Annotated in this window: 16 protein-coding genes; 14 read left to right on the top strand and 2 right to left on the bottom strand. The window is 72.8% G+C overall.

Going from position 1 to position 18,539, the window contains the following annotated elements; genetic code table 11:
* Window positions 1-2 precede the first annotated feature (2 nt).
* The 6 genes from JYK02_RS19335 to JYK02_RS19310 all read left to right on the top strand — a co-directional run bounded on the left by JYK02_RS19335 (window position 3) and on the right by JYK02_RS19310 (window position 7,622).
* Complete coding sequence (locus JYK02_RS19335; RefSeq protein ID WP_207053017.1) at window positions 3-2,258, top strand: hypothetical protein; 2,256 nt, start codon at window positions 3-5, stop codon at window positions 2,256-2,258.
* A 227-nt stretch (window positions 2,259-2,485) separates the two neighbouring features.
* Window positions 2,486-3,511: a hypothetical protein gene (locus tag JYK02_RS19330; RefSeq protein ID WP_207053016.1), complete on the top strand. Its 1,026-nt coding sequence runs from the start codon at window positions 2,486-2,488 to the stop codon at window positions 3,509-3,511.
* Window positions 3,512-3,641: 130 nt separating this feature from the next.
* The gene (locus JYK02_RS19325; RefSeq protein WP_207053014.1) at window positions 3,642-4,316 is read left to right on the top strand and encodes a DUF4142 domain-containing protein; all 675 of its coding nucleotides are present in this window, start codon (window positions 3,642-3,644) and stop codon (window positions 4,314-4,316) included.
* 79 nt (window positions 4,317-4,395) lie between these two features.
* Window positions 4,396-5,370: a hypothetical protein gene (locus tag JYK02_RS19320; protein WP_207053013.1), complete on the top strand. Its 975-nt coding sequence runs from the start codon at window positions 4,396-4,398 to the stop codon at window positions 5,368-5,370.
* A gap of 15 nt (window positions 5,371-5,385) precedes the next feature.
* The gene (locus JYK02_RS19315; protein ID WP_207055205.1) at window positions 5,386-6,135 is read left to right on the top strand and encodes an ATP-binding cassette domain-containing protein; all 750 of its coding nucleotides are present in this window, start codon (window positions 5,386-5,388) and stop codon (window positions 6,133-6,135) included.
* Complete coding sequence (locus tag JYK02_RS19310; protein WP_207053012.1) at window positions 6,135-7,622, top strand: glycine betaine ABC transporter substrate-binding protein; 1,488 nt, start codon at window positions 6,135-6,137, stop codon at window positions 7,620-7,622. The genes JYK02_RS19315 and JYK02_RS19310 overlap by 1 nt, the downstream gene beginning before the upstream one ends.
* A gap of 7 nt (window positions 7,623-7,629) precedes the next feature.
* Here JYK02_RS19310 and JYK02_RS19305 read toward each other — a convergent pair whose 3' ends face one another.
* Entirely contained in the window at window positions 7,630-8,604 is a 975-nt protein-coding gene (locus tag JYK02_RS19305; RefSeq protein ID WP_207053011.1) for a COX15/CtaA family protein, read from the bottom strand.
* A gap of 147 nt (window positions 8,605-8,751) precedes the next feature.
* On the opposite strand from JYK02_RS19305, the gene JYK02_RS19300 reads away from it, so the two are divergent.
* Entirely contained in the window at window positions 8,752-9,876 is a 1,125-nt protein-coding gene (locus JYK02_RS19300) for a hypothetical protein (protein WP_207053010.1), read from the top strand.
* A 7-nt stretch (window positions 9,877-9,883) separates the two neighbouring features.
* On the opposite strand, the gene JYK02_RS19295 is transcribed toward JYK02_RS19300, so the two are convergent.
* The gene (locus JYK02_RS19295) at window positions 9,884-11,290 is read right to left on the bottom strand and encodes an NAD-dependent succinate-semialdehyde dehydrogenase (RefSeq protein WP_207053009.1); all 1,407 of its coding nucleotides are present in this window, start codon (window positions 11,288-11,290) and stop codon (window positions 9,884-9,886) included.
* Between the two features lie 144 nt (window positions 11,291-11,434).
* Between JYK02_RS19295 and JYK02_RS19290 the strand changes: the two genes are divergently transcribed.
* The 7 genes from JYK02_RS19290 to JYK02_RS19260 all read left to right on the top strand — a co-directional run bounded on the left by JYK02_RS19290 (window position 11,435) and on the right by JYK02_RS19260 (window position 18,533).
* Window positions 11,435-11,947 (top strand): hypothetical protein, encoded by a 513-nt coding sequence (locus tag JYK02_RS19290; protein WP_207053008.1) that lies wholly within the window; start codon window positions 11,435-11,437, stop codon window positions 11,945-11,947.
* 105 nt (window positions 11,948-12,052) lie between these two features.
* Window positions 12,053-12,466: an ExbD/TolR family protein gene (locus JYK02_RS19285; RefSeq protein WP_207053006.1), complete on the top strand. Its 414-nt coding sequence runs from the start codon at window positions 12,053-12,055 to the stop codon at window positions 12,464-12,466.
* A gap of 14 nt (window positions 12,467-12,480) precedes the next feature.
* Window positions 12,481-12,912, top strand: a complete 432-nt coding sequence (locus JYK02_RS19280) for an ExbD/TolR family protein (protein ID WP_207053005.1) — start codon at window positions 12,481-12,483, stop codon at window positions 12,910-12,912.
* 76 nt (window positions 12,913-12,988) lie between these two features.
* Window positions 12,989-13,717: a phosphatase PAP2 family protein gene (locus JYK02_RS19275; RefSeq protein ID WP_207053004.1), complete on the top strand. Its 729-nt coding sequence runs from the start codon at window positions 12,989-12,991 to the stop codon at window positions 13,715-13,717.
* Window positions 13,718-13,820: 103 nt separating this feature from the next.
* On the top strand, window positions 13,821-15,590 hold the full coding sequence (locus JYK02_RS19270; protein ID WP_207053003.1) for a histone deacetylase family protein: 1,770 nt from the start codon (window positions 13,821-13,823) through the stop codon (window positions 15,588-15,590).
* 26 nt (window positions 15,591-15,616) lie between these two features.
* Complete coding sequence (locus tag JYK02_RS19265) at window positions 15,617-16,285, top strand: DapH/DapD/GlmU-related protein (protein WP_207053002.1); 669 nt, start codon at window positions 15,617-15,619, stop codon at window positions 16,283-16,285.
* A gap of 112 nt (window positions 16,286-16,397) precedes the next feature.
* A complete protein-coding gene (locus JYK02_RS19260; protein ID WP_242588810.1) occupies window positions 16,398-18,533 on the top strand; it encodes an ATP-binding protein in 2,136 nt (711 codons plus the stop codon).
* Window positions 18,534-18,539: the final 6 nt, after the last annotated feature.

Genomic DNA, 18,539 nt, shown 5'->3' with positions numbered 1-18,539 from the left:
CCATGGGGTGGGCCGTCGCCGTCGCCGTGCTGTTGTCGGCTTCGCCCACGTTCGTCACGCGGGGGGATGTGACGCCGGAAGCGGACCTGCGCCGGGAGGCCCAGGCCGCCTGGACGGCGCTGGAGACGCAGTACGCGGCGCAGGCGGGCGGCCTTCCCACGAGGGCCCCCGCCACCGTGACGCTCCAGAAGGGCGCATCGCTCGCGCCCGAGCGCAACGCGCAGGGCCGGCCCGGCGTCGTGGAGCTGCGGCAGAACGCGCCCGGTGTGCTGGACGCGAGGCTGCGCACGGCGCTGCGGCATGAGCTCGCGCACCAGTTGCTCTGGTGGGCCTGTCCCGCATCCAGCGAGGACCGGCTCTTCCACGAAGCCTTCGCGCTGACCGTGAGCGGCGAGCTGCCCGCGTGGCGCGAGGGCCCCTATCAATCGCTGTCACGCGCGGCGAAGGAGGTGGCGAGCGCGCCCGCGGTGGACACGCCGCGAGCGAGGAGGGGACTGGCGCGGATCCTCGGCGAGCACACGGGGTTTCCGGCCGCGCTGACCCGCAGGCTGCGCCAGTGTCACGACGGAGCGCGGTGGGCGGCGCCGCTGACGGTGGAGGAGCTGGCGGACGTGGCGGTGCTCGCGCCCGAAGCGGCCACGGTGGTGGTGAGCCGGCACTCCGGAGAAGTGCTGCTCGCGGAAGGAGACGTGAGGCGCGCGGTGCCCTACGGCTCCGCGCTCAAGCCGTTCCTGTACGCGGCGGGAACCGGGAGCGCTCCGGAAGCCAACGCGCCGCCACTGCTTCCTCCGCGTCCGGGCGTGCAGGAGTGGGCGTGCGGCGCGGGCCTGCCTCCGAAGGTGGATGCGCGGCTCGCGCTGCTGCGCTCCTGCAACGGCTGGTTCCTGGACTGGGAGGCCACGGGCCGTGCTCCCAGGGCCTTTGGTGTCTGGGGCCCGGTGCTCTCCGCTGTGGGCCTCACCGGGCTGCCCTCGGACATGACCGAGGCCATCGGGCTTCGCTCCGCGCATGGCCTGTCTCCGTGGGGCATGGCGCAGGCGTACCGGCTGCTCGCGGAGGCGCGGCCGGACGTGCTCGCGCTCCTCACCGGCAACGTGGACGAAGGCACGCTCAGCGGCCTCTCCACGTCGAAGGCGCTCAAGGGCGTGGCCACGAAGACAGGCACCGTGCGCGATGCCGCGAGCCGCCCCCAGTTCGGATGGATCGCCGCCGTGGACGCGGACCTCGTCGCCGTCATCGTGCGGCCCGGCAAGATGCCCAGGCACTTCGTGGATGAACTCCCCGCGCTCCTCACCCGCGTGAGACGACAGGGCGGCCTGGACGCCGCGCGTGTGCAGGTGCTCGGCCTGCTGCCCTCCGCCACCGTGGAGGCCCGCTGCGCGGGCGCGGGCTTCTCCGTCGATGGCGGCACGCCGCGCGCCGCACCGACGGACTTCTCGCGCCTGGACGCGCTCACCTCGAAGGGCCCCGCCGTCTGCCTGGGCAGCCCCTGGCGCGTGCGCTTCCCGGACGGCCCCGACGGTGGCCGCGACTACGCGGGCGTCTTCACCTGGTCCACGCCTCCGCCGTACCGCCCACCGCCCGGCGTGCCCACCACGCCCAGCGCGCTCAAGGCCCGGCGCGGCTCCGACTTCGTGTTCCGCACCACGCGCGTGCAGTACACCGCCGGCGTCGTCGCCGCCGAGGACGTCACGCTCCAGGGCGAGGCCCGCGTCGCGCTGGCCCGCGTGGCCGCGCACAACGAGCGCCACGCCGACACGCGCCACCCCGGCCGCGCCCTCTGCGACACCACCCACTGCCAGGCCTTCCGGGGCACCGTGCGCATCCGCCCGGAAGAGTCCCGCGCCCTCCAGCTCCCGCCGCTGAAGTGGGACGCGTGGCTCACCTTCTCGCAGGGGGGCTCCACCCCCTGGAGCGAAGTCCGCACCCGCGCCCAGGTGGAGTCCCTGCTGGGCACCCACCTCGTCTCCCTGCGCTTCGAGTCCGGCCGCGTGCGCTACCTGCGCACCGAAGGCACCCCCAGCGCCCCCTACGAGGACGCGCGCTCCCTCCCGTGCGACACGCTGCGCGCCGGCCTCCAGCTCCCATCCTGCCCCCAGCGCGCCTCCTTCGACGGCCCCCAGGTCCGCTTCGAAGGCCAGGGCCGGGGCCACGGCGAGGGCCTGGACGTCGAAGCCGCCAAGGCCAGTCCCGGCCTCTCCAGCGACGCCCTCCTGGAGCGCGCTTTCGGAGCCCGGGGCGGCCCCCGGTCCCCCTGACGGGAAACCGGCAGGGCCCCCACCCGGGAGCGGCTGCCGCCCAACTGGTCCGACTGTCGGACCAGTTGAGGCGCTCCGGCTCCGGAGGGCGGCCCTTGCCATCCCTACCCAGGCCTACAGGGTTTCCCATTACCCATCCGGGAAACCGCGAAAAACGTGCTGACAGGTGCCCCTAATCACAGCTATTACGGAAGAATACCGTAGCGCTGTTTGGTGCGAGGGGCCCAATGGCGGAGGGAATGAGCGAGGCGGAGGCCACGCGGCGCGCGTTGGAGGCGTTGCCGGAGGGCCTTCGGGTGCGCTGGGTCCAGGAGGGCCGCGGGGCCTGGGTCCTGGGCTGTCAGGACTCGAAGCCGAACCTGCACGCGCCCCGGGGCGAGGACGTGCTCATCCAGGGCGAGCTGTGGCTGTTGGGGGCTCGCTACGTGGAGGGCGCGGTGCCGCGCGGGGCCCTGCGGGTGTGGCTTCTGGAGGGCCCGGTGCGGCACGTGCTGTCCGCGCGCGTGGCGGTGGGCGGCGAAGACCTGACGCTGGGCCTGGGGCCTCCGGGCGCGCGGGTGCCTTCGGCGCGCGTGGTGTGCCAGCGCGTGGAGTGGCGGCCGTACTCGGTCGCGAACGCGGCGCCGCTGGCGGCGGCCTTCGTGGACCTGTGGCGCGGCCTGGGCCGGGGCTCGCGGCTGGAGCGGCTGGGCCTGGAGGTGGAGGGCGCGGTGGAGGGCCGCGCGCGCGTGTCCCCCTTCGTGGAGGTGGAGGCGGACCGCAAGAGCAGCCGCCGCTCCGCGACGCGCCACCCGCTGCCCCCCTTCGAGGCGCCCACGGCGGAGGTGCTGCGCGACTGCCGCCTGTGGCTGCGCGCGACGGCGCACGCGCTGACCCGCGAGCCGCCCTTCCTGCGCGAGGTGTACCTGCCGCCGTCCGGCGACGGCATGCCCCTGGCGCTGGAGGCCACCGCCGCGAACGCGTCCCTGGGCGCGCTGCTGGAGCGGCGGCTGCGCTGGGCGGAAGCCTGGCTGTGTCCCTCCGCGCTGCTGGAGCTGGAGGTGTCGCGCACGGTGCCCGAGGGCGCGAACGCCGGGACGTGCTGGCTCACCGCGCGCTTCGAGCAGGCGCAGACGGGCGGGACGTCCACCACCGTCACGCTGCTCGACACGCCGGGCTTCTCCACGGAGGTGCTGGCGCTGCTGCGCGGCTGGGCCCAGGCCACGGCGCCGGGGCGCGGCGCGGTGGTGCGCGGCCTGCTGTCCATGGAGTGACGCGGCGTCCTTCCCCGGGGCCTCGTCCGCGAGGGCGGGGCGCTCGGCCGGGCGGCCCTGGCACCGCGCGGTCCCGGCCCCACCTTGCTTCCGTCGATCTTTCATCCGCGGAGGCGGGGAGGCTGGAACCATGGTCAAGACGAACTGGAAGGCGCGGGCGGTGACGGTGGCGGTCGTGACGGGGCTGATGGGCTTCGCGGCCCACGCCAACGACGAGTCCAAGCAGGCCAAGCAGGAGATGAAGCAGGGCAAGGCCGTGGGCGAAGCGGCCGGCAAGCGCGTGCAGTACGTGGGCAAGCTGGCTGTCTTCAACAACCGCCAGATCGAGATGGCGCGGCTCGCGGAGCAGCAGGCGTCGGATCCGCGCGTGAAGGAGTTCGCCACCAAGCTGCGCGAGGACCACGAGAAGAGCCAGGAGTCGCTGCGCACCTGGGCCCAGCACCAGCAGATGCAGATCAGCGCGCTCAACGACAGCCGCCAGACCTCCGAGGAGGGCACGGGCGGCTCCGGCGTGCAGGAGGGCTACGACAAGAAGATGAAGGGCGCCGACGAGAAGCTGGGCAAGGCCATGGACAAGACGAACGAGGAGATCACCAAGCTCCAGTCCAAGCAGGGCCCCGAATTCGACAAGGCCTTCCTGTCGCGCATCGCGGAGGACCAGAAGAAGGGCAAGGAGATCCTCAAGGAGGGCCGCAAGGAGTACAAGAACGACGGCACCTTCCTGGCGCTCCTGAGCGACACCGAGACCGTCGTCAGCAACAACGAGATGCAGGCGAAGGACCTCGAGAAGCAGATGAAGAAGTAGCAGTCGCGTGTGTAGCGCGGTGGGCGTCGGGCCGACGGGCCGGTTGACTCGGCCGGGTCCGGCGCCTAATCCCTCGCGAATGCGCACGGCACTGTCGGCGGTGGGGGGGATGCTCGCGGGGCTGCTGGGCGCGTGTCAGGCGTCCATGCCGGTGGTCCCCGCCGTCCCGCCCGTGGGAGCGACACCCGCGGGCCCCTTCGTCGACGACGCGCGTTCCCTCTTCGAGGGCTGCGTCCCCGTCCCGGACAGCGCCACGTCGCGCACGTACCGCTGCGGCGCGCTCTCCGTGTGGCTGCATGAACAGCCCGGGCTGAGCGAGGCGCAGGCGGTGGAGTCGGGACGCGCCCGCGTCCATGCGCGCCTGGGCCCGGTGCTCACGGAGGTCCGGGGAGAGCTGCCGCTCGCGGGACATCCGCACCCGTCCCTGCGCTTCGAGCAGTGCGCCGGTGCGAAGGGCGAAGGGCCATGCCCCGTGGGCGGATACGTCGCGGCGGTGACGCCCTCCGCGGGCCACGTGCGGCAGCTGGGCTGCGTGGCGCGCGAGCCCGTCCGCTCGGGGCTGGGCCGGTGCCTGGAGCTGTTCGCGTACCTGGCCACGCGGGGCAACCCGGAAGGCGACGTGCTGGCGCCCTCGTCGCTCATCACGCCGCCGCGCCTGCCGTGGCGGTTGCTGTATCTGCCGGAGGGCTGCGAGCTCGCGGACTCGACGACGCGCGCGGGGAGGATCCGCTGTGCCGCGTCCACCTTCTCCTGGAGCGTCTTCTTCCCGGCACATCCGAGCGCGGCCCAGGTGGAGCGGTGGCGCGACCGGAGCGTGGAGGAGCTGCGTGACGCGCTCCCGGGCGCCGGTCCGGTGGAGGTGCGCGACTGCTACGTGGAGGGCCTGGCCACGCGCTGCCTCCACTTCACCGCGCCCGGTCCGGGGGGCGACGTCCAGGTCTGGGCCGGCGGCGTGGACCGGAGCGGCTGGGGCCTGTTCGCGGCGTGCAGCCTTCCGGCGAGCGCTTCCTTCCCCCTGCCGACCGCCTGCAACGGCGTGTTCGCTCCGCGCTGAAGGGACGTGGCGTCCGTGTTCCTCCTGGAAGAAGTCTCCAAGCGCTTCGGTGCCGCGCAGGCCCTGCACCCGCTGAGCCTGACGCTGCCAAAGGGCGCCACCACGGTGCTCATCGGCCCCAGCGGCTGCGGGAAGTCCACGCTGCTGCGGCTGCTCAACGGCCTGCTCCGTCCCGACACGGGGCGCGTGCTCTTCGACGGACAGCCCCTGCCACGGGACGCGGACGCGCTGCTCGCCGTGCGCCGCCGCGTGGGCTACGCGCTCCAGGGCGGAGGCCTGTTCCCGCACCTCACCGGCGCGCGGAACGTCACGCTGATGGCGCGGCACCTGCGCTGGCCGGAGGCGCGGATCCGCGAGCGGCTGGCGCAGTTGATGGACCTGACGCGATTGCCGGCGGACGCGCTGGAGCGCTTTCCCGGCGAGCTCTCCGGAGGCCAGCGGCAGCGCGTGGCGCTGATGCGCGCGTTGATGCTGGACCCGGACGTGCTGCTCCTGGACGAACCGCTGGGCGCGTTGGATCCGCTGGTGCGCCACGACCTCCAGACGGACCTGCGCGGCATCTTCGAGCGCCTGGGCAAGACGGTGGTGCTCGTCACCCACGACCTGGCGGAGGCCGCCTTCCTGGGCGACGGCATCGTGCTGATGCGCGAGGGCCAGGTGGTGCAGGAGGGCACGCTGGACGCACTGGAGACGCGGCCCTCGGAGCCGTTCGTCACGCGGTTCATCCAGGCCCAGCGCCCGCTGCCCCTGCGGAGGTCCGGGTGATGCGCGCGCTGGCGCTGGTGTGTCTGCTGCTGTCCGGCGTCGCGTGCACGCGCACCGACGGCGGGGGCCCCCAGGTGCGCGTGGGGTCCAAGAAGTTCACCGAGTCCGTCATCCTCGGGGAGATGGTGGCGCAGGTGGCGAAGGACGCCGGCGCGCGGGCCTCGCACCGGCGCGAGCTGGGCGGCACCACGGTGCTCTGGGAAGCGTTGCGCCGGGGCGAGCTGGACGTCTACCCCGAGTACACCGGGACGCTGCGCCAGGAGCTGCTCGTGGGGCGCGCGCTGCCGGACGACGTGGCGTTGATGAAGGCGCTCGCGGGCGAGGGCCTGCGGATGAGCGCGCCATTGGGTTTCAACAACACGTACGCGCTGGGCATGAAGGAAGCGGAGGCCCAGCGGCTGGGCATCCGGCGCATCTCCGACCTGACGGCCCACCCGGAGCTGCGCGTGGGCTTCAGCAACGAGTTCATGCAGCGGGGCGACGGCTGGCCCGCGCTGCGCGACGCATACGGCCTGCCCCAGCGCGACGTGCGCGGCCTGGACCACGACCTGGCGTACCGGGGCATGGAGAGCGGCGCCATCCAGCTCACGGACCTGTACTCCACGGACGCGGAAGTGGCCGCCTATGGCTTGCGCGTGCTGGAGGACGACCGGCACCACTTCCCCGCGTACGACGCCGTGCTCCTCTACCGCGCGGACCTGGAGACGCGCACGCCCGAAGTGGTCCGGGCGCTGGGCCGGCTGGAGGGCTCGCTGTCGGAGGCGAAGATGGTCCAGCTCAACGCCCGCGCGCGGCTGGAGCACGTGCCGGAGGCGCAGGTGGCCGCGGACTTCCTCCAGGCGTCGCTGGGGCTGACGGCGGAGGTGCGCACGGACGGGCGGGCGTCCCGCGTCTGGCAGCGCACGCGCGAGCACCTGTTCCTCGTGGGGCTGTCGCTGCTGGCGGCCATCGCGCTGGCCATCCCGCTGGGCGTGGTGGCCGCGCGCCGTCCGCGCCTGGGGCAGGGCGTGCTGGGGCTCTCCAGCGTCATCCAGACGGTGCCGTCGCTGGCGCTGCTGGTGTTCATGATTCCGCTCTTGGGCATCGGCTCGAAGCCGGCCATCGCGGCGCTGTTCCTCTACAGCCTGCTGCCCATCGTGCGGAACACGGCGGCGGGGCTCCAGGGCATCCCGTGGGAGGTGCGCGAGTCCGCGGAGGCGCTGGGCCTGCCGTCCGGCGCGAGGCTGTGGCGCGTCGAGCTGCCCATGGCGGCGGCGTCCATCCTCGCGGGCATCCAGACGGCGGCGGTCATCAACGTGGGGACGGCCACGCTGGGCGCGCTGGTGGGCGCGGGCGGCTACGGCCAGCCCATCCTCACCGGCATCCGCCTGGACGACGTGGGGCTCATCCTGGAGGGCGCGGTGCCCGCGGCGGTGCTCGCGCTCGCCGTCAGCGGCCTCTTCGAAGCAGTGGCCCGCGTGCTGGTGCCCCGGGGCCTGCGCGGCTGAAACCGCGCTACACCGGCTCCACGCGGGACGCAGGATCGGCCGAGGGCTCCAGGCGCGGCGCGTCCTCCGCGAGCCCCGCCGCGCACAGCCGCACCACGCACATCCACACGCAGTCCGCGAGCAGCAGGTGCACCAACTGCATCGCCACCGGCGCCAGCAGCACCAGGTTCACGACGCCCGCGCCCAGCTGCGCGACGTACACGGCGGTGAGCAGCGTGGAAGCGCGCCGCACGTCCGGCGAGGGCCGCACCCGCGCCACCCAGCGGCCGCCGAACACCAGCAGCGCGCCCATGCCCACCGCGATGATGGGGTGGAACACGCGCAGCCGCAGCAGCACGTGCGCCGCCTCCGACAGGTCCTGCTCGAAGCCGTGCGCGAGGCTGGTGGCGGGGAACAGCGTGTCGCCCAGCGCGGCCACCGCGCCGCTGACGCCCAGCACCAGCATGCCGAGGATGCTCGCGCCCAGCACCGCGCCCGCCGAGCCCTGGCCCCGCAGCACCATGCGCGCGCGGCCCCTGGACGCCCACACCACCAGGGTCTGCGCGCCCACCAGGAGGAAGGTGTTGGTCAGGTGCACGCCCATCCACACCGCGCGGCCCAGGCGCGCGTCCTGCGCCACGTACTTGAGCAGCACGATGCCCGCGCCCACCAGGCCTTCCGTGAGCATGAACACCAGCGCCCAGAACGCCGCGCGGCGGCCCGGGTGGCCCTTGGGGAACTCGCGCCGGCCCCACACGTAGAGCGCGACGGCCAGCACCGTGGCCAGGCCGCTGGTGAGCCGGTGCGTGTACTCGATGAGGGTCTGGAGGGAGGGCGCGCGGGGCACCACCTCGCCGTTGCAGACGGGCCAGTGGTCGCCGCAGCCCGCGCCGGAGCCGGTGGCCCGCACGAACGCGCCCCAGAGGATGACGCCCAGGGTGTAGAGGAGCACGCCCTGGCTGAACCACTGGAAGCGGCGGGTGGCGGCGGTGGGAAGGGTCATCGTGCCCTCCCACTACCGCATCCCTTCCCGGGGGACCACCGCGCCCCTGCGTCCGCCTGGCCGCCGCGCGCCAATGGCTCAACACCTGGGCTTATGGGGCCGCGTGCGACAGTCCCCAAGGGGGGGAGAAGTTGTTAGCGTCACCCCGTGCCCCGAGATCGCGAAGCGCCGCCTGCCTCCTCGCCCCCCCACGACGCGGCCGAGCGCCTGCGACGGCTGGAGCTGGCCATCGAGGAGGGCCGGGCGCGCAAGGACGCGGCCCTGGAGGGGTGGGTGCGCCGCATGGGCCGCCTGCCCACCGAGAAGGAGCGCGACCGCTGGGAGCGGGAGTGGGAGCGCGGCGCGGAGCGGGAGCGCCAGCGGTGGGAGAAGCAGTGGGAGCGTGAGTCCAAGGACGCCCTGCGCCGCGCGGAGCGGCAGGCCAAGCGCGACGCGTACATCGCCCAGCAGCAGGCGCACCGGGACGCCAAGCGCGCGGAGCGGGCGGCGCGGGAGGAGGCCTCGCGCAACCCGGTGGTGGGCGTGGGGATGCTCATCGTCGCGTTCGCGTGCATCGTCACGGTGCTGCGGCTGCCGCAGCAGTACTGGTGGCTCGTGTTCGTGGCGCTCGGGTTCTTCAAGGGCGCGGCGAAGCACCTGCGCCCGGCCAACAACCCGCTGCTCACGCGCGTGGAGGAGCCGCCCGCGCCGGTGCTGCCGCGGGAGAAGGTGCCGGAGGCTCCCGCGGATCCGCGCCTGACGCGCGTGGACGCCGTCTGCGAGAAGCTGCTCGCGGAGCTGCGCGCGGGCAAGGGCGTGTTGCAGGAGATGGTGCGCTCTCCGGAGCGCACCGTGCAGGACCTGCGCAAGAGCTGCCATGAATTGGTCCGCCGCGAGCGCGAGCTGCGCACGGTGGCGCCGCCGGAGGACGTGCAGCGGTTGGCGGACGAGCGCAAGAAGCTGGAGACGCGCTGGGCCTCGGAAGAGGACGCGGTGGTGCGCGACCGGCTGCGCGCGGCGTTGCAGGTGCTGGATGAACAGGTGCGCCAGCGCGCGGAGCTGACCCGGGCCGCGGACCGGCTGGAGGCCGAGTTCACGCGGCTGGCGTACACGCTGGAGAACCTCTACGCGCAGGTGCTTCGGGTGCGCTCGGCGGACGCGGCGGACGCGGACGTGGCGGGCGCGGGCCTGCGCCACAGCGTGGAGCAACTGGGCGCGGAGGTGGACGCCGTCACGTCCGCGCTGGAAGAGGTGCATGGCGCGCCCATGGACGGCCGGGTGCGCACGCGCTGAAGCCGCGTTACTCGCCCGCGTGCTTGGACGGCGGCGGTGCGCCGGACGCGCTGGTGATGCGCACGGTCTTCGCGTTGACGAACTCGCGGATGCCCAGGTCGGCCAGCTCGCGGCCGTGGCCGGAGTGCTTCACGCCGCCGAAGGGCAGGCGCGCGTCGGACGCGACGAGCGCGTTGACGAACACCATGCCGGCGTCGATGCCGTCGATGAACCGGCGCTGCTCGTTCGCGTCCTGCGTCCACACGCTGGCGCCCAGGCCGAAGGGCGTCGCGTTGGCCAGCTCGATGGCGTGCTCCAGGTCGCGGGCGCGCAGCAGCGTGGCCACGGGGCCGAAGAGCTCGTCGTGGAACGCGGGTGCCTTGGGCGGCGGATCCGCCAGGACGGTGGGCGGGTAGAAGTTGCCGGGGCCGCCCTGGGGCTTGCCGCCCAGCAGCAGCCGGGTGCCGGCCTTCACGCTCTCCTGCACCTGCGCGTGCAGCCCTTCCAGGATGCCGGGCGTGGCGAGCGGACCGACGTCCGTCTTCGGGTCCATGGGGTCGCCGACCACCATGGTCTTCATGCGCTCCACGAAGCGGCGCTCGAACTCCTGCGCGATGGGATCCGCGACGATGAAGCGCTTGGCGGCGATGCAGGACTGGCCGTTGTTGATGAGGCGCGCGGAGACGGCGGTGTGCACGGCCTTGTCCAGGTCCGCGCTGGGCATGACGATGAACGGGTCGCTGCCGCCCAGCTCCAGGACGACCTTCTTGATGGCCCGGCCCGCGGCGGCGCCGACCGCGCGGCCCGCGCCCTCGCTGCCGGTGAGGGTGACGGCCTTCACGCGCGGATCCTCGATGACGCGGTTCACCTCCGACGTCTCGATGAACAGGGACTGGAAGGCGCCCTCGGGGAAGCCGGCGGTGCGGAAGATCTCTTCGAGTGCGAGGGCGCACTGGGGCACGTTGCTGGCGTGCTTGAGCAGGCCCACGTTGCCGGCCATGAGGGCGGGGGCGGCGAAGCGCACGACCTGCCAGAAGGGGAAGTTCCACGGCATGATGGCCAGCACGGGCCCCAGCGGCTGGTAGCGCACGAAGGCGGTGTCGCCATCCACGTCGATGGGCGTGTCGCGCAGGAGCTTCTCCGCGCGGGTGACGTAGTAGCGGCACGCGGTGGCGCTCTTGATGGACTCCGCCTTGGCTGCCTCCAGGGGCTTGCCCATCTCCTCCGTCATCATGCGGCCGAAGCGGTCGGCCTCGACCTCGAGGATTTCAGCGGCGCGGCGCATCCAGCGGGCGCGGTCGGCGAAGGACGTCTCGCGGTAGGAGCGGAACGTGTCCGCGGCCCGTTGCAGCTTGCGCTCCAGCTCCTGGGACGACAGCACGTCGAAGGTGCGCAGCGTCTTGCCGGTGGTGGGGCTGATGGTGGCGATGGCCATGTGCGGGTGCCTCCCGGGGCGAACGACTCCGGGTGATAACAGGCCACGCACCCCTGACAATGCCTCCCGGGGCAGAGCGTCCAGGGGCGTACGCCGCTTCAGCAGTCGGCCATCCCACTCCCGTATCGTACGGCAGGAGGATCCATGGCCTACCAGAACGAGTGGCGGCCCCGCTTCTCCGGGGTGCACCACAAGTCGAGCTACATCGTGGAGGGACGCCCTGTGGGGGTCGACGCATTGCGCGTTCGCACCCTGAACTTCAGCCAGCACTGGAGGACACCCGGCATCGTTGAGGTTCGCTATGAAGTCATTCTGCCTGGCGCCTACGCCGTGGCGCTGCTCGAGCAGCATTGGGCCGGCCTGGTTGAGGACCATCAGCGCTTTCCGGCGCCAGAGGATCCATTGGATCAGGCATTGCGTGCCCTGGACTGGCCCGAGCCGGCACGCGCGCTTGCGGATCCGTTGACGGCCCCACCTGTCCTCGACTTCTTCGCTCACGAGTTGCTGCTGCACTGGTTCGACGACGGCGTCCCCACGGGCCCTGGCTTCGTTCTCAACACCGTCGGTGCGGCACGCATGGTCGGTCCAGACGTATTCATTGAAGGCCAGGCGAGGCCCCACTTCCCCGACGTGCCCTACGCCTATCAGGACGTCTGACGAACGCGGCGCCCGTGACCGAACCATGACCGAACCACCGGGTGCCCACGGCCAACGGCTCCCCGGAGCCGTGGTCCCATGGCGTCGGACTCGCGGAGGTCTTGCATGGGAATGGCCGTGGGAAGCAGGGGCGGAGTGAAGGCAGACATCAACGTCACGCCGCTCGTGGACGTGGTGCTGGTGCTGCTCATCATCTTCATGGTCGTCACCCCGATGACCCAGCAGGGCAAGGACGTCACCCTGCCCACCGCCGCTGAAGGAGAACATCGCGACAAGCCCGAGCCGCTCGTGTTCTCCCTCACCGCCGACAAGGCGCTGTTCGTCGACACCGACGCCTTCCCGGACGCGGCCTCCTTCCAGGAACGCGTCCAGCAGGAGCTGCGCGCCCAGCCCGAACGCAAGCTGCTGCTCAAGGCGGATGAGGCGCTGACCTGCGGCGACGTGCTCGGCGTCCTCCAGCAGTCGCGCGATGCCGGCGCTCGCAAGGTGTCCCTCGGCGTCTCCATGAAGAAGAACTGAAGGGAGAACCCACCATGCGCTCCAGACGCTCCATCGTGAAGCCCCAGTCCGGACTCCAGTCGGACATCAACGTCACGCCGCTCGTGGACGTGGTGCTCGTGCTGCTGATCATCTTCATGGTCGTCACCCCACTCATGCGCGGCGAGTTCGCCCTCCAGCTCCCCTCCCAGGAGCCCGCGACCGCCGAAGCCCCGGCCACGAAGGAGCTGGCCCCCGGCCTCGTGCGCCTCACCGCGGACGGCACGCTCCTGCTGGAGGGCCAGCCCGTGAGCGAGGCGGAGTATGTCGCGCGCCTGAAGGCCTTCCTGGAGGCCCGTCCCCAGGGACAGCGCGGCCTGTTCTTCCAGCCGGACGCCCGCGCCCCATATGCACAGCTCATCCGCGCCCTCGACGGCGCGAAGGCCGCGGGCGCGGAAGCCCTGGGCCTGTCCGTCGAACATCCCTGAGCGCACCTGGAGCCTGCCGGACACTCGCGGCGAAAAGCCCGTGGCCAGCCCGCACCCGCTGCCTTAAGTCACGGCCATGTCACGAGGGCCTTGGCGGTGGTTGTCGGGTTGGGATGCGATGGTGACGCGGCCCCTGGGGTTGCTGTTGCTGGTGGTCGCGTGCGTCCTGGGCTTCGTCGTCCTGTCGGACGAGGTGCATGAGGGCGACACGCAGGACATCGACGAGCGCATCGTGCGCTCCCTGCGCCGTGAGGAGGACCCCGCGCTGCCTCGCGGGCCGTGGTGGCTGGCGGAGACCGCTCGCGACGTGACGTCGCTGGGCGGCTTCCCCGTGCTGTCGCTGCTCACCGCGGCCGTGTGCGGCTTCCTGGTCGTGGCCCGCCGCTACCGCACCAGCCTGTTCGTCCTGGCCTCCATCGTCGGCGGGTGGATCCTCAACGCGCTGCTCAAGAACCTGTTCCACCGCCCGCGCCCCTCGGTGGTGCCCCACCTCACCGAGACCATGTCCACCAGCTTCCCCAGCGGCCACGCGATGCTGTCCGCCATCACCTACCTCACGCTGGGCGCGCTGCTGGCCCAGTTCGCCGAGCACCGCCGCGTGAAGGTGTACCTCCTCACCGTGGCCCTGATTCTGTCCGTGCTCGTGGGCTGCACCCGCGTGTACCTGGGCGTGCACTACCCCTCGGACGTGCTCGGCGGCTGGGTGGCCGGGCTCGCGTGGGCCCTCTTCGTCACCGTCGCCGCCCGCACCGTGCGCCGCCGCAGCCCCGCCCTGCGCGAGGAGGCCCAGCGCCCCGTGGAATGAGCCTTGCGCTCACGCCCCCTACGCAGGATGAAGGGGTCTGCACCTCCACCATGTCCCGCGCCCCCGTGAACGCCCGCCGTCCCCAGCCGCCCGCGAGGCGCGGATGATCCAGGCGTGGCTGTGGCGGCTGGGGCTGGGACGCGGCCGGGTGCACGTCTTCTACGACGAGGCCTACCGCCTGCCGCTCTCCGGCATCGAGTCCTCCGTGGGCATCGAGCCGCGCGGCACCGACTTCACCACCTGGTACCTGCTGGAGTCCGGCGTGGTGCGCGCCGCGGACGTGCGCCACCCCGTGCCCGTCTCCTACGCGCAGCTCGCGCGCGTGCACGACGCCCGCTACCTGGAGTCCCTCTCCGACCCGGAGACGCTCGCGCGCATCTACGCCACCGACCCGTCCGAGGTCCCCGTGGACGCGCTCCTGGACAGCGTGCGGCTCGTGTGTGGCGGGACGCTGGGCGCGGCCCGGCTGGCGCTCGCGCGGCAGGGGCCCGTGGTCAACATGGCGGGCGGCTTCCACCACGCGCGCCCGGACAAGGGCGGCGGCTTCTGCACCGTCAACGACATCGCCGTGGCCGTGGCGGACCTGCGCGCCTCCGGCTTCGACGGCTCCGTGGCCGTGCTGGACCTGGACGCGCACCCGCCGGACGGCACCGCCGCGTGCCTCGCGGGCCATCCGAAGGTGTGGATCGGCTCCGTGTCCGGCAGTGACTGGGGCCTGCTGCCCCCCGGCGTGGACGAGACGCGCGTGCCCGACGGCTGCGACGACGTCACCTACGTGCAGAAGGTGAAGGACCTGCTGGCGCGCATGCCGCCGTCGGACATCACCTTCATCATCGCGGGCGGGGACGTGCTGTCCGGGGACCGCTTCGGGCGCGTGGGCATCACGCTTCAAGGCGCGCGCAAGCGCGACGTGGCCATCGCGGGCGCGCTGCGCGGCAAGGCCAGCGTGTGGCTGCCCGGCGGCGGCTACCACCCGGAGTCGTGGAAGCTGTTCGCGGGCACCGTGCTGGTGCTCGCGGGCCTGGGCCACCAGCGCATCACCGCGCGCTACGACCCGCTGAGCGCGCGCTTCCAGCGCATCGCGCACCTGCTGGATCCGGAGAAGAAGGCGGACACCGCGGGCAAGACGCCGGAGTGGGCGCCCTTCTCGCTGGAGGACCTGGAGGGCCCGCTGCGGCTGGGGCCGGAGGTGCAGCCGCGCGTGCTGGGCCACTACACGGCGCAGGGCATCGAGTACGCCCTCTTCCGCTACGGCATGCTGTCGTACGTGGAGCGCCTGGGCTACAGCCGCCTGCGCGTGCAGGTGGCCTCCACCGGCGGCACCGGCGACCGCATCATGGTGCTGGGCCACGCGGGCGGCCGCGAGCACCTGCTGTCGGACTCCGTGCTGGAGAAGAAGGTCCTCCACGGGGAGACGTTCCTCTTCGCCAACTGGCTGTCCCTGCGCCACCCGCGCGCTCGCTTCAGCGACAAGCGGCCGCAGCTGCCCGGCCAGGAGGTGCCCGGCCTGGGCCTGTCCCGCGAGACGACGGAGCTGCTGCTCACCATGGCCCAGCGCCTGGGCCTGGCCGGCGTGGCCTTCCGGCCCATGTGGTACCACCTGGCCGTCGTCGCGCGCGGCCGCTTCCACTTCTCCACCTCCGAGCGGCAGGGCCGCTTCGAGGCGCTGATGCGCGACCTGTCCACGCTGTCGCTGGTGGAGGCCACGCGCGCCGTGGCCGAAGGGCGCGTGCGCCTGGACGGCCGGCCCTACGCATGGGAGCCGGACGACATGCTCTGCCGCCTGTCCCCCGTCTCCCTGGACGCGGAGGCCGTGGCCGCCGAGCGCGAGCGCTGCCACTTCACGGTGGCGCCGTCAGGGCAGCCCGGCTGACGCCGCGCCCGTGGTAGTCATCCGGCGTGGACCTGGAAGCGCAACGCCGTGAACAGCACAAGCTGCGGCTGTCGTGGATGCCGTGGCTCTACTTCAGTCTCAAGCCGCGCCACCGCGAGTGGGCCGAGGCCTGGCAGCGCGAGGTGCAGGACCGCCTGCGCGCGCTGGAGACGGTTGAAATCGCCGAAGGATGTTTCATTGCTCCGGAGGCGCGCATCTTCGCGGAGCCCGGCCGCACGGTGCGCATTGGACCGGGGTGCAGCATTGGCGCGGATGCCTTCGTGCACGGGCCGGTGGTGCTGGGGCCGCGCGTCAGCCTCAACGCGCGCGTCAGCCTGGACGGCGGCGCGTGCGGCATCCGCATCGGCGAGGGCAGCCGCATCGCCACCGGCGCGACGCTCTACGCCTTCGACCACGGGCTGGCGCCGGACCGCCCCGTGCGGGAGCAGCCCGTCACGTCGAAGGGCATCGTGATCGGCCAGGACGTCTGGGTGGGCGCCAACGCGGGCATCACCGACGGCGTCACCGTGGGTGACCACGCGGTGATTGGAATGGGCGCTGTCGTCACCCGCGACGTGCCCCCGTGGGCCATCGTCGGTGGAGTGCCTGCCCGCCTGCTTGGAGACCGGCGTCAACGCCCGCGTTCCGGAATCCCCGGGGGCTGGGAGCCCCCTGACTCCGAGGGAAACCCTTGAGTCCCCGGTGGGTCCATTGACTTTGAAACATTCGACCGACTTATGCTTCAGCCCGCGGTGAGACGGAGAGAGGACCCGGCCCCGGACGCACCGGGTGGGAATCCTCGCGTTCATGGCTGAGTCCGTTTCATTCGTGCTGAAGGAGGCCGCGGTGTCGCAGGAGCAACGCGAGACGGGAAACGTCGCCGCGCCGGGGCAGTCCTCCGTGGCGAGCGACCTCGTGGACACCCGTCGCTTCCTGCGAGCGGGCTCCCTTCTTCGCGAGGTGCTCTTCGAGCTGGACGCCGCGGGCCGCCTCATCCTGGCGAGCCCCGCCTGGGAGCGCCTGGTGGGCGCACCCGTGCACGCGTGGACCGGCCGCGCCCTGGTGGAGCTGTTCCACCCGGAGGACCGCGACCAGGCGCGCGCGCTGCTGCGCACGGCGAGCGCGCGCACGGACGTGCCCTCGCGGCTGGAGCTGCGGCTGTCGTCGGGCGGCCCCCAGCCGCGCTGGGTGGAGCTGTCCGCGACGGGTGACCCGGAGCACCTGGGCGGCGTGCTGGGCACGCTGGTGGACGTCACGCCGCGCAGGCTGGCGGAAGAGGCCGCCGCCACGCGTGAGCGCTACCTGGGCGCGATGGTGGAGGTGCAGCGGCGGCTGCTCGCGCCGGAGGCCGCCGCGGACCTCTACAACTCCATCCTGGAGCCGCTGGGCCGCGTCGCGGGCGCCAGCCGCGCCTACGTCTTCGAGTTCCACCGCGACGCCTCCGGCCGGATGCTCCAGTCCCAGCGCGCGGAGTGGTGCGCGCCCGGCATCTCGCGCGAGCTGGACAACCCGGACACGCAGGCGTGGCCGGTGGATCAGGCCTTCGTGCTGCAACAGCTGGAGCAGCTGCACCGGGGCGAGGCCGTGCAGGGCAAGCCGGAGGACTTCGGCGCGGACAACGCGCGGGTGCTGGTGGCGCAGGGCATCCGCTCGCTGCTGGTGCTGCCCCTGGTGGTGCACGGCGAGCCGTTCGGCTTCATCGGCTTCGACAACTGCGACGACGCGCGGCCCTGGTCGCACGTGGAGGTGAAGCTGCTCTCCGGCGCGGCCGGCGCGCTGTCGCTGGCGCTGGAGCAGCACACCACGGACGCGCTGCGCATGCGCACGGAGACGGCGCTGCGCCGCACGGAGGCGGGCTTCCACCTGCTCATCGAAGGCTTCCCGGACCCCGTGGTGGTGCACACGACGGACGGCATGCTCCTGTCGGTGAACCCGGCCATGGCCAACTACCTGGGCTACCAGGACCCGGCGGAGCTGCTGGGCCGGCACCTGCTGGGCCTGGTGCGCCGCGAGGACCAGGAGGTGGCGCGCCGCCACCTGGAGGAGGCGCAGGACGGAGCGCTGGCGGCCCGCTCGCACGAGGTGCCCCTGGTGCGCCGCGACGGGCAGGTGGTGAGCGCGGACCTGGTGACGCTGGGCGTGCTCTTCGACGGCGTGCCCGCGCGCGTGACGGTGGCGCGCGACTTCACCGAGCGCAAGCGCATGCAGGCGCAGCTCATGCTGGGGGACCGCCTGGCCTCCATGGGCATGCTGGCCGCGGGCATCGCGCACGAGCTGAACAACCCGCTGTCCTACGTGCTCTCCAACCTGGAGTTCCTGCACCGCGCGCTGGGCCCCATGCCCCGGCCCCTGGGCACCGAGGAGCTGCTGGAGTACCAGCAGGTGCTGGACGACGCGCGCGAGGGCTCCGAGCGGATGCGGCAGATCGTCCGCCAGCTCAAGGTCTTCTCCCGCGTGGACGACGCGCACGAGGAGGCGGTGGACGTGCACCGCGTGCTCGACTCCGTGGCGCAGATGGCCGCGAGTGAGATCCGCCCGCGCGCCCGGCTGGTGAAGCAGTACGGCACCGTGCCGACGGTGCGCGCCAACGAGGGCAAGCTGTTCCAGGTGTTCCTCAACCTGGTCATCAACGCCGCGCACGCCATTCCGGAAGGCTTCACGGACGAGCACGAGATCCGGCTCATCACCCGCGTGGACGACGACGGCCGCATCCTGGTGGACGTGCGCGACACGGGCCGGGGCATCGCGCCGGAGCTGCTGCGCCGCATCTTCGACCCCTTCTTCACCACCAAGGCACCGGGCCAGGGCACCGGCCTGGGCCTGTCCATCTGCGACACCATCGTGCGCGCGCTGGGCGGCAGCATCGCGGCGGAGTCCACGCCGGGCCACGGCGCCACCTTCCGCGTCACCCTGCACGCCTCGCGGCCTTCACGCGCGGCCTGACGAAGC

Origin of the sequence: Corallococcus macrosporus (assembly GCF_017302985.1) — a bacterium.
In the GTDB taxonomy this organism is placed as follows: Bacteria; Myxococcota; Myxococcia; order Myxococcales; family Myxococcaceae; genus Corallococcus; species Corallococcus macrosporus_A.
Note: the sequence above shows the minus strand (reverse complement) of the source record. Positions and strands in the feature narration are given on the sequence as shown.

Coding starts and splice junctions, on each gene's coding strand:
- JYK02_RS19270 (WP_207053003.1), top strand. CDS start 13,821: ATGATCCAGGCGTGGCTGTGGCGGCTGGGGCTGGGACGCGGCCGGGTG.
- JYK02_RS19280 (WP_207053005.1), top strand. CDS start 12,481: ATGCGCTCCAGACGCTCCATCGTGAAGCCCCAGTCCGGACTCCAGTCG.
- JYK02_RS19310 (WP_207053012.1), top strand. CDS start 6,135: ATGCGCGCGCTGGCGCTGGTGTGTCTGCTGCTGTCCGGCGTCGCGTGC.
- JYK02_RS19260 (WP_242588810.1), top strand. CDS start 16,398: ATGGCTGAGTCCGTTTCATTCGTGCTGAAGGAGGCCGCGGTGTCGCAG.
- JYK02_RS19305 (WP_207053011.1), bottom strand. CDS start 8,604: ATGACCCTTCCCACCGCCGCCACCCGCCGCTTCCAGTGGTTCAGCCAG.
- JYK02_RS19275 (WP_207053004.1), top strand. CDS start 12,989: ATGTCACGAGGGCCTTGGCGGTGGTTGTCGGGTTGGGATGCGATGGTG.
- JYK02_RS19295 (WP_207053009.1), bottom strand. CDS start 11,290: ATGGCCATCGCCACCATCAGCCCCACCACCGGCAAGACGCTGCGCACC.
- JYK02_RS19325 (WP_207053014.1), top strand. CDS start 3,642: ATGGTCAAGACGAACTGGAAGGCGCGGGCGGTGACGGTGGCGGTCGTG.
- JYK02_RS19320 (WP_207053013.1), top strand. CDS start 4,396: ATGCGCACGGCACTGTCGGCGGTGGGGGGGATGCTCGCGGGGCTGCTG.
- JYK02_RS19335 (WP_207053017.1), top strand. CDS start 3: ATGGGGTGGGCCGTCGCCGTCGCCGTGCTGTTGTCGGCTTCGCCCACG.
- JYK02_RS19285 (WP_207053006.1), top strand. CDS start 12,053: ATGGGAATGGCCGTGGGAAGCAGGGGCGGAGTGAAGGCAGACATCAAC.
- JYK02_RS19290 (WP_207053008.1), top strand. CDS start 11,435: ATGGCCTACCAGAACGAGTGGCGGCCCCGCTTCTCCGGGGTGCACCAC.
- JYK02_RS19330 (WP_207053016.1), top strand. CDS start 2,486: ATGGCGGAGGGAATGAGCGAGGCGGAGGCCACGCGGCGCGCGTTGGAG.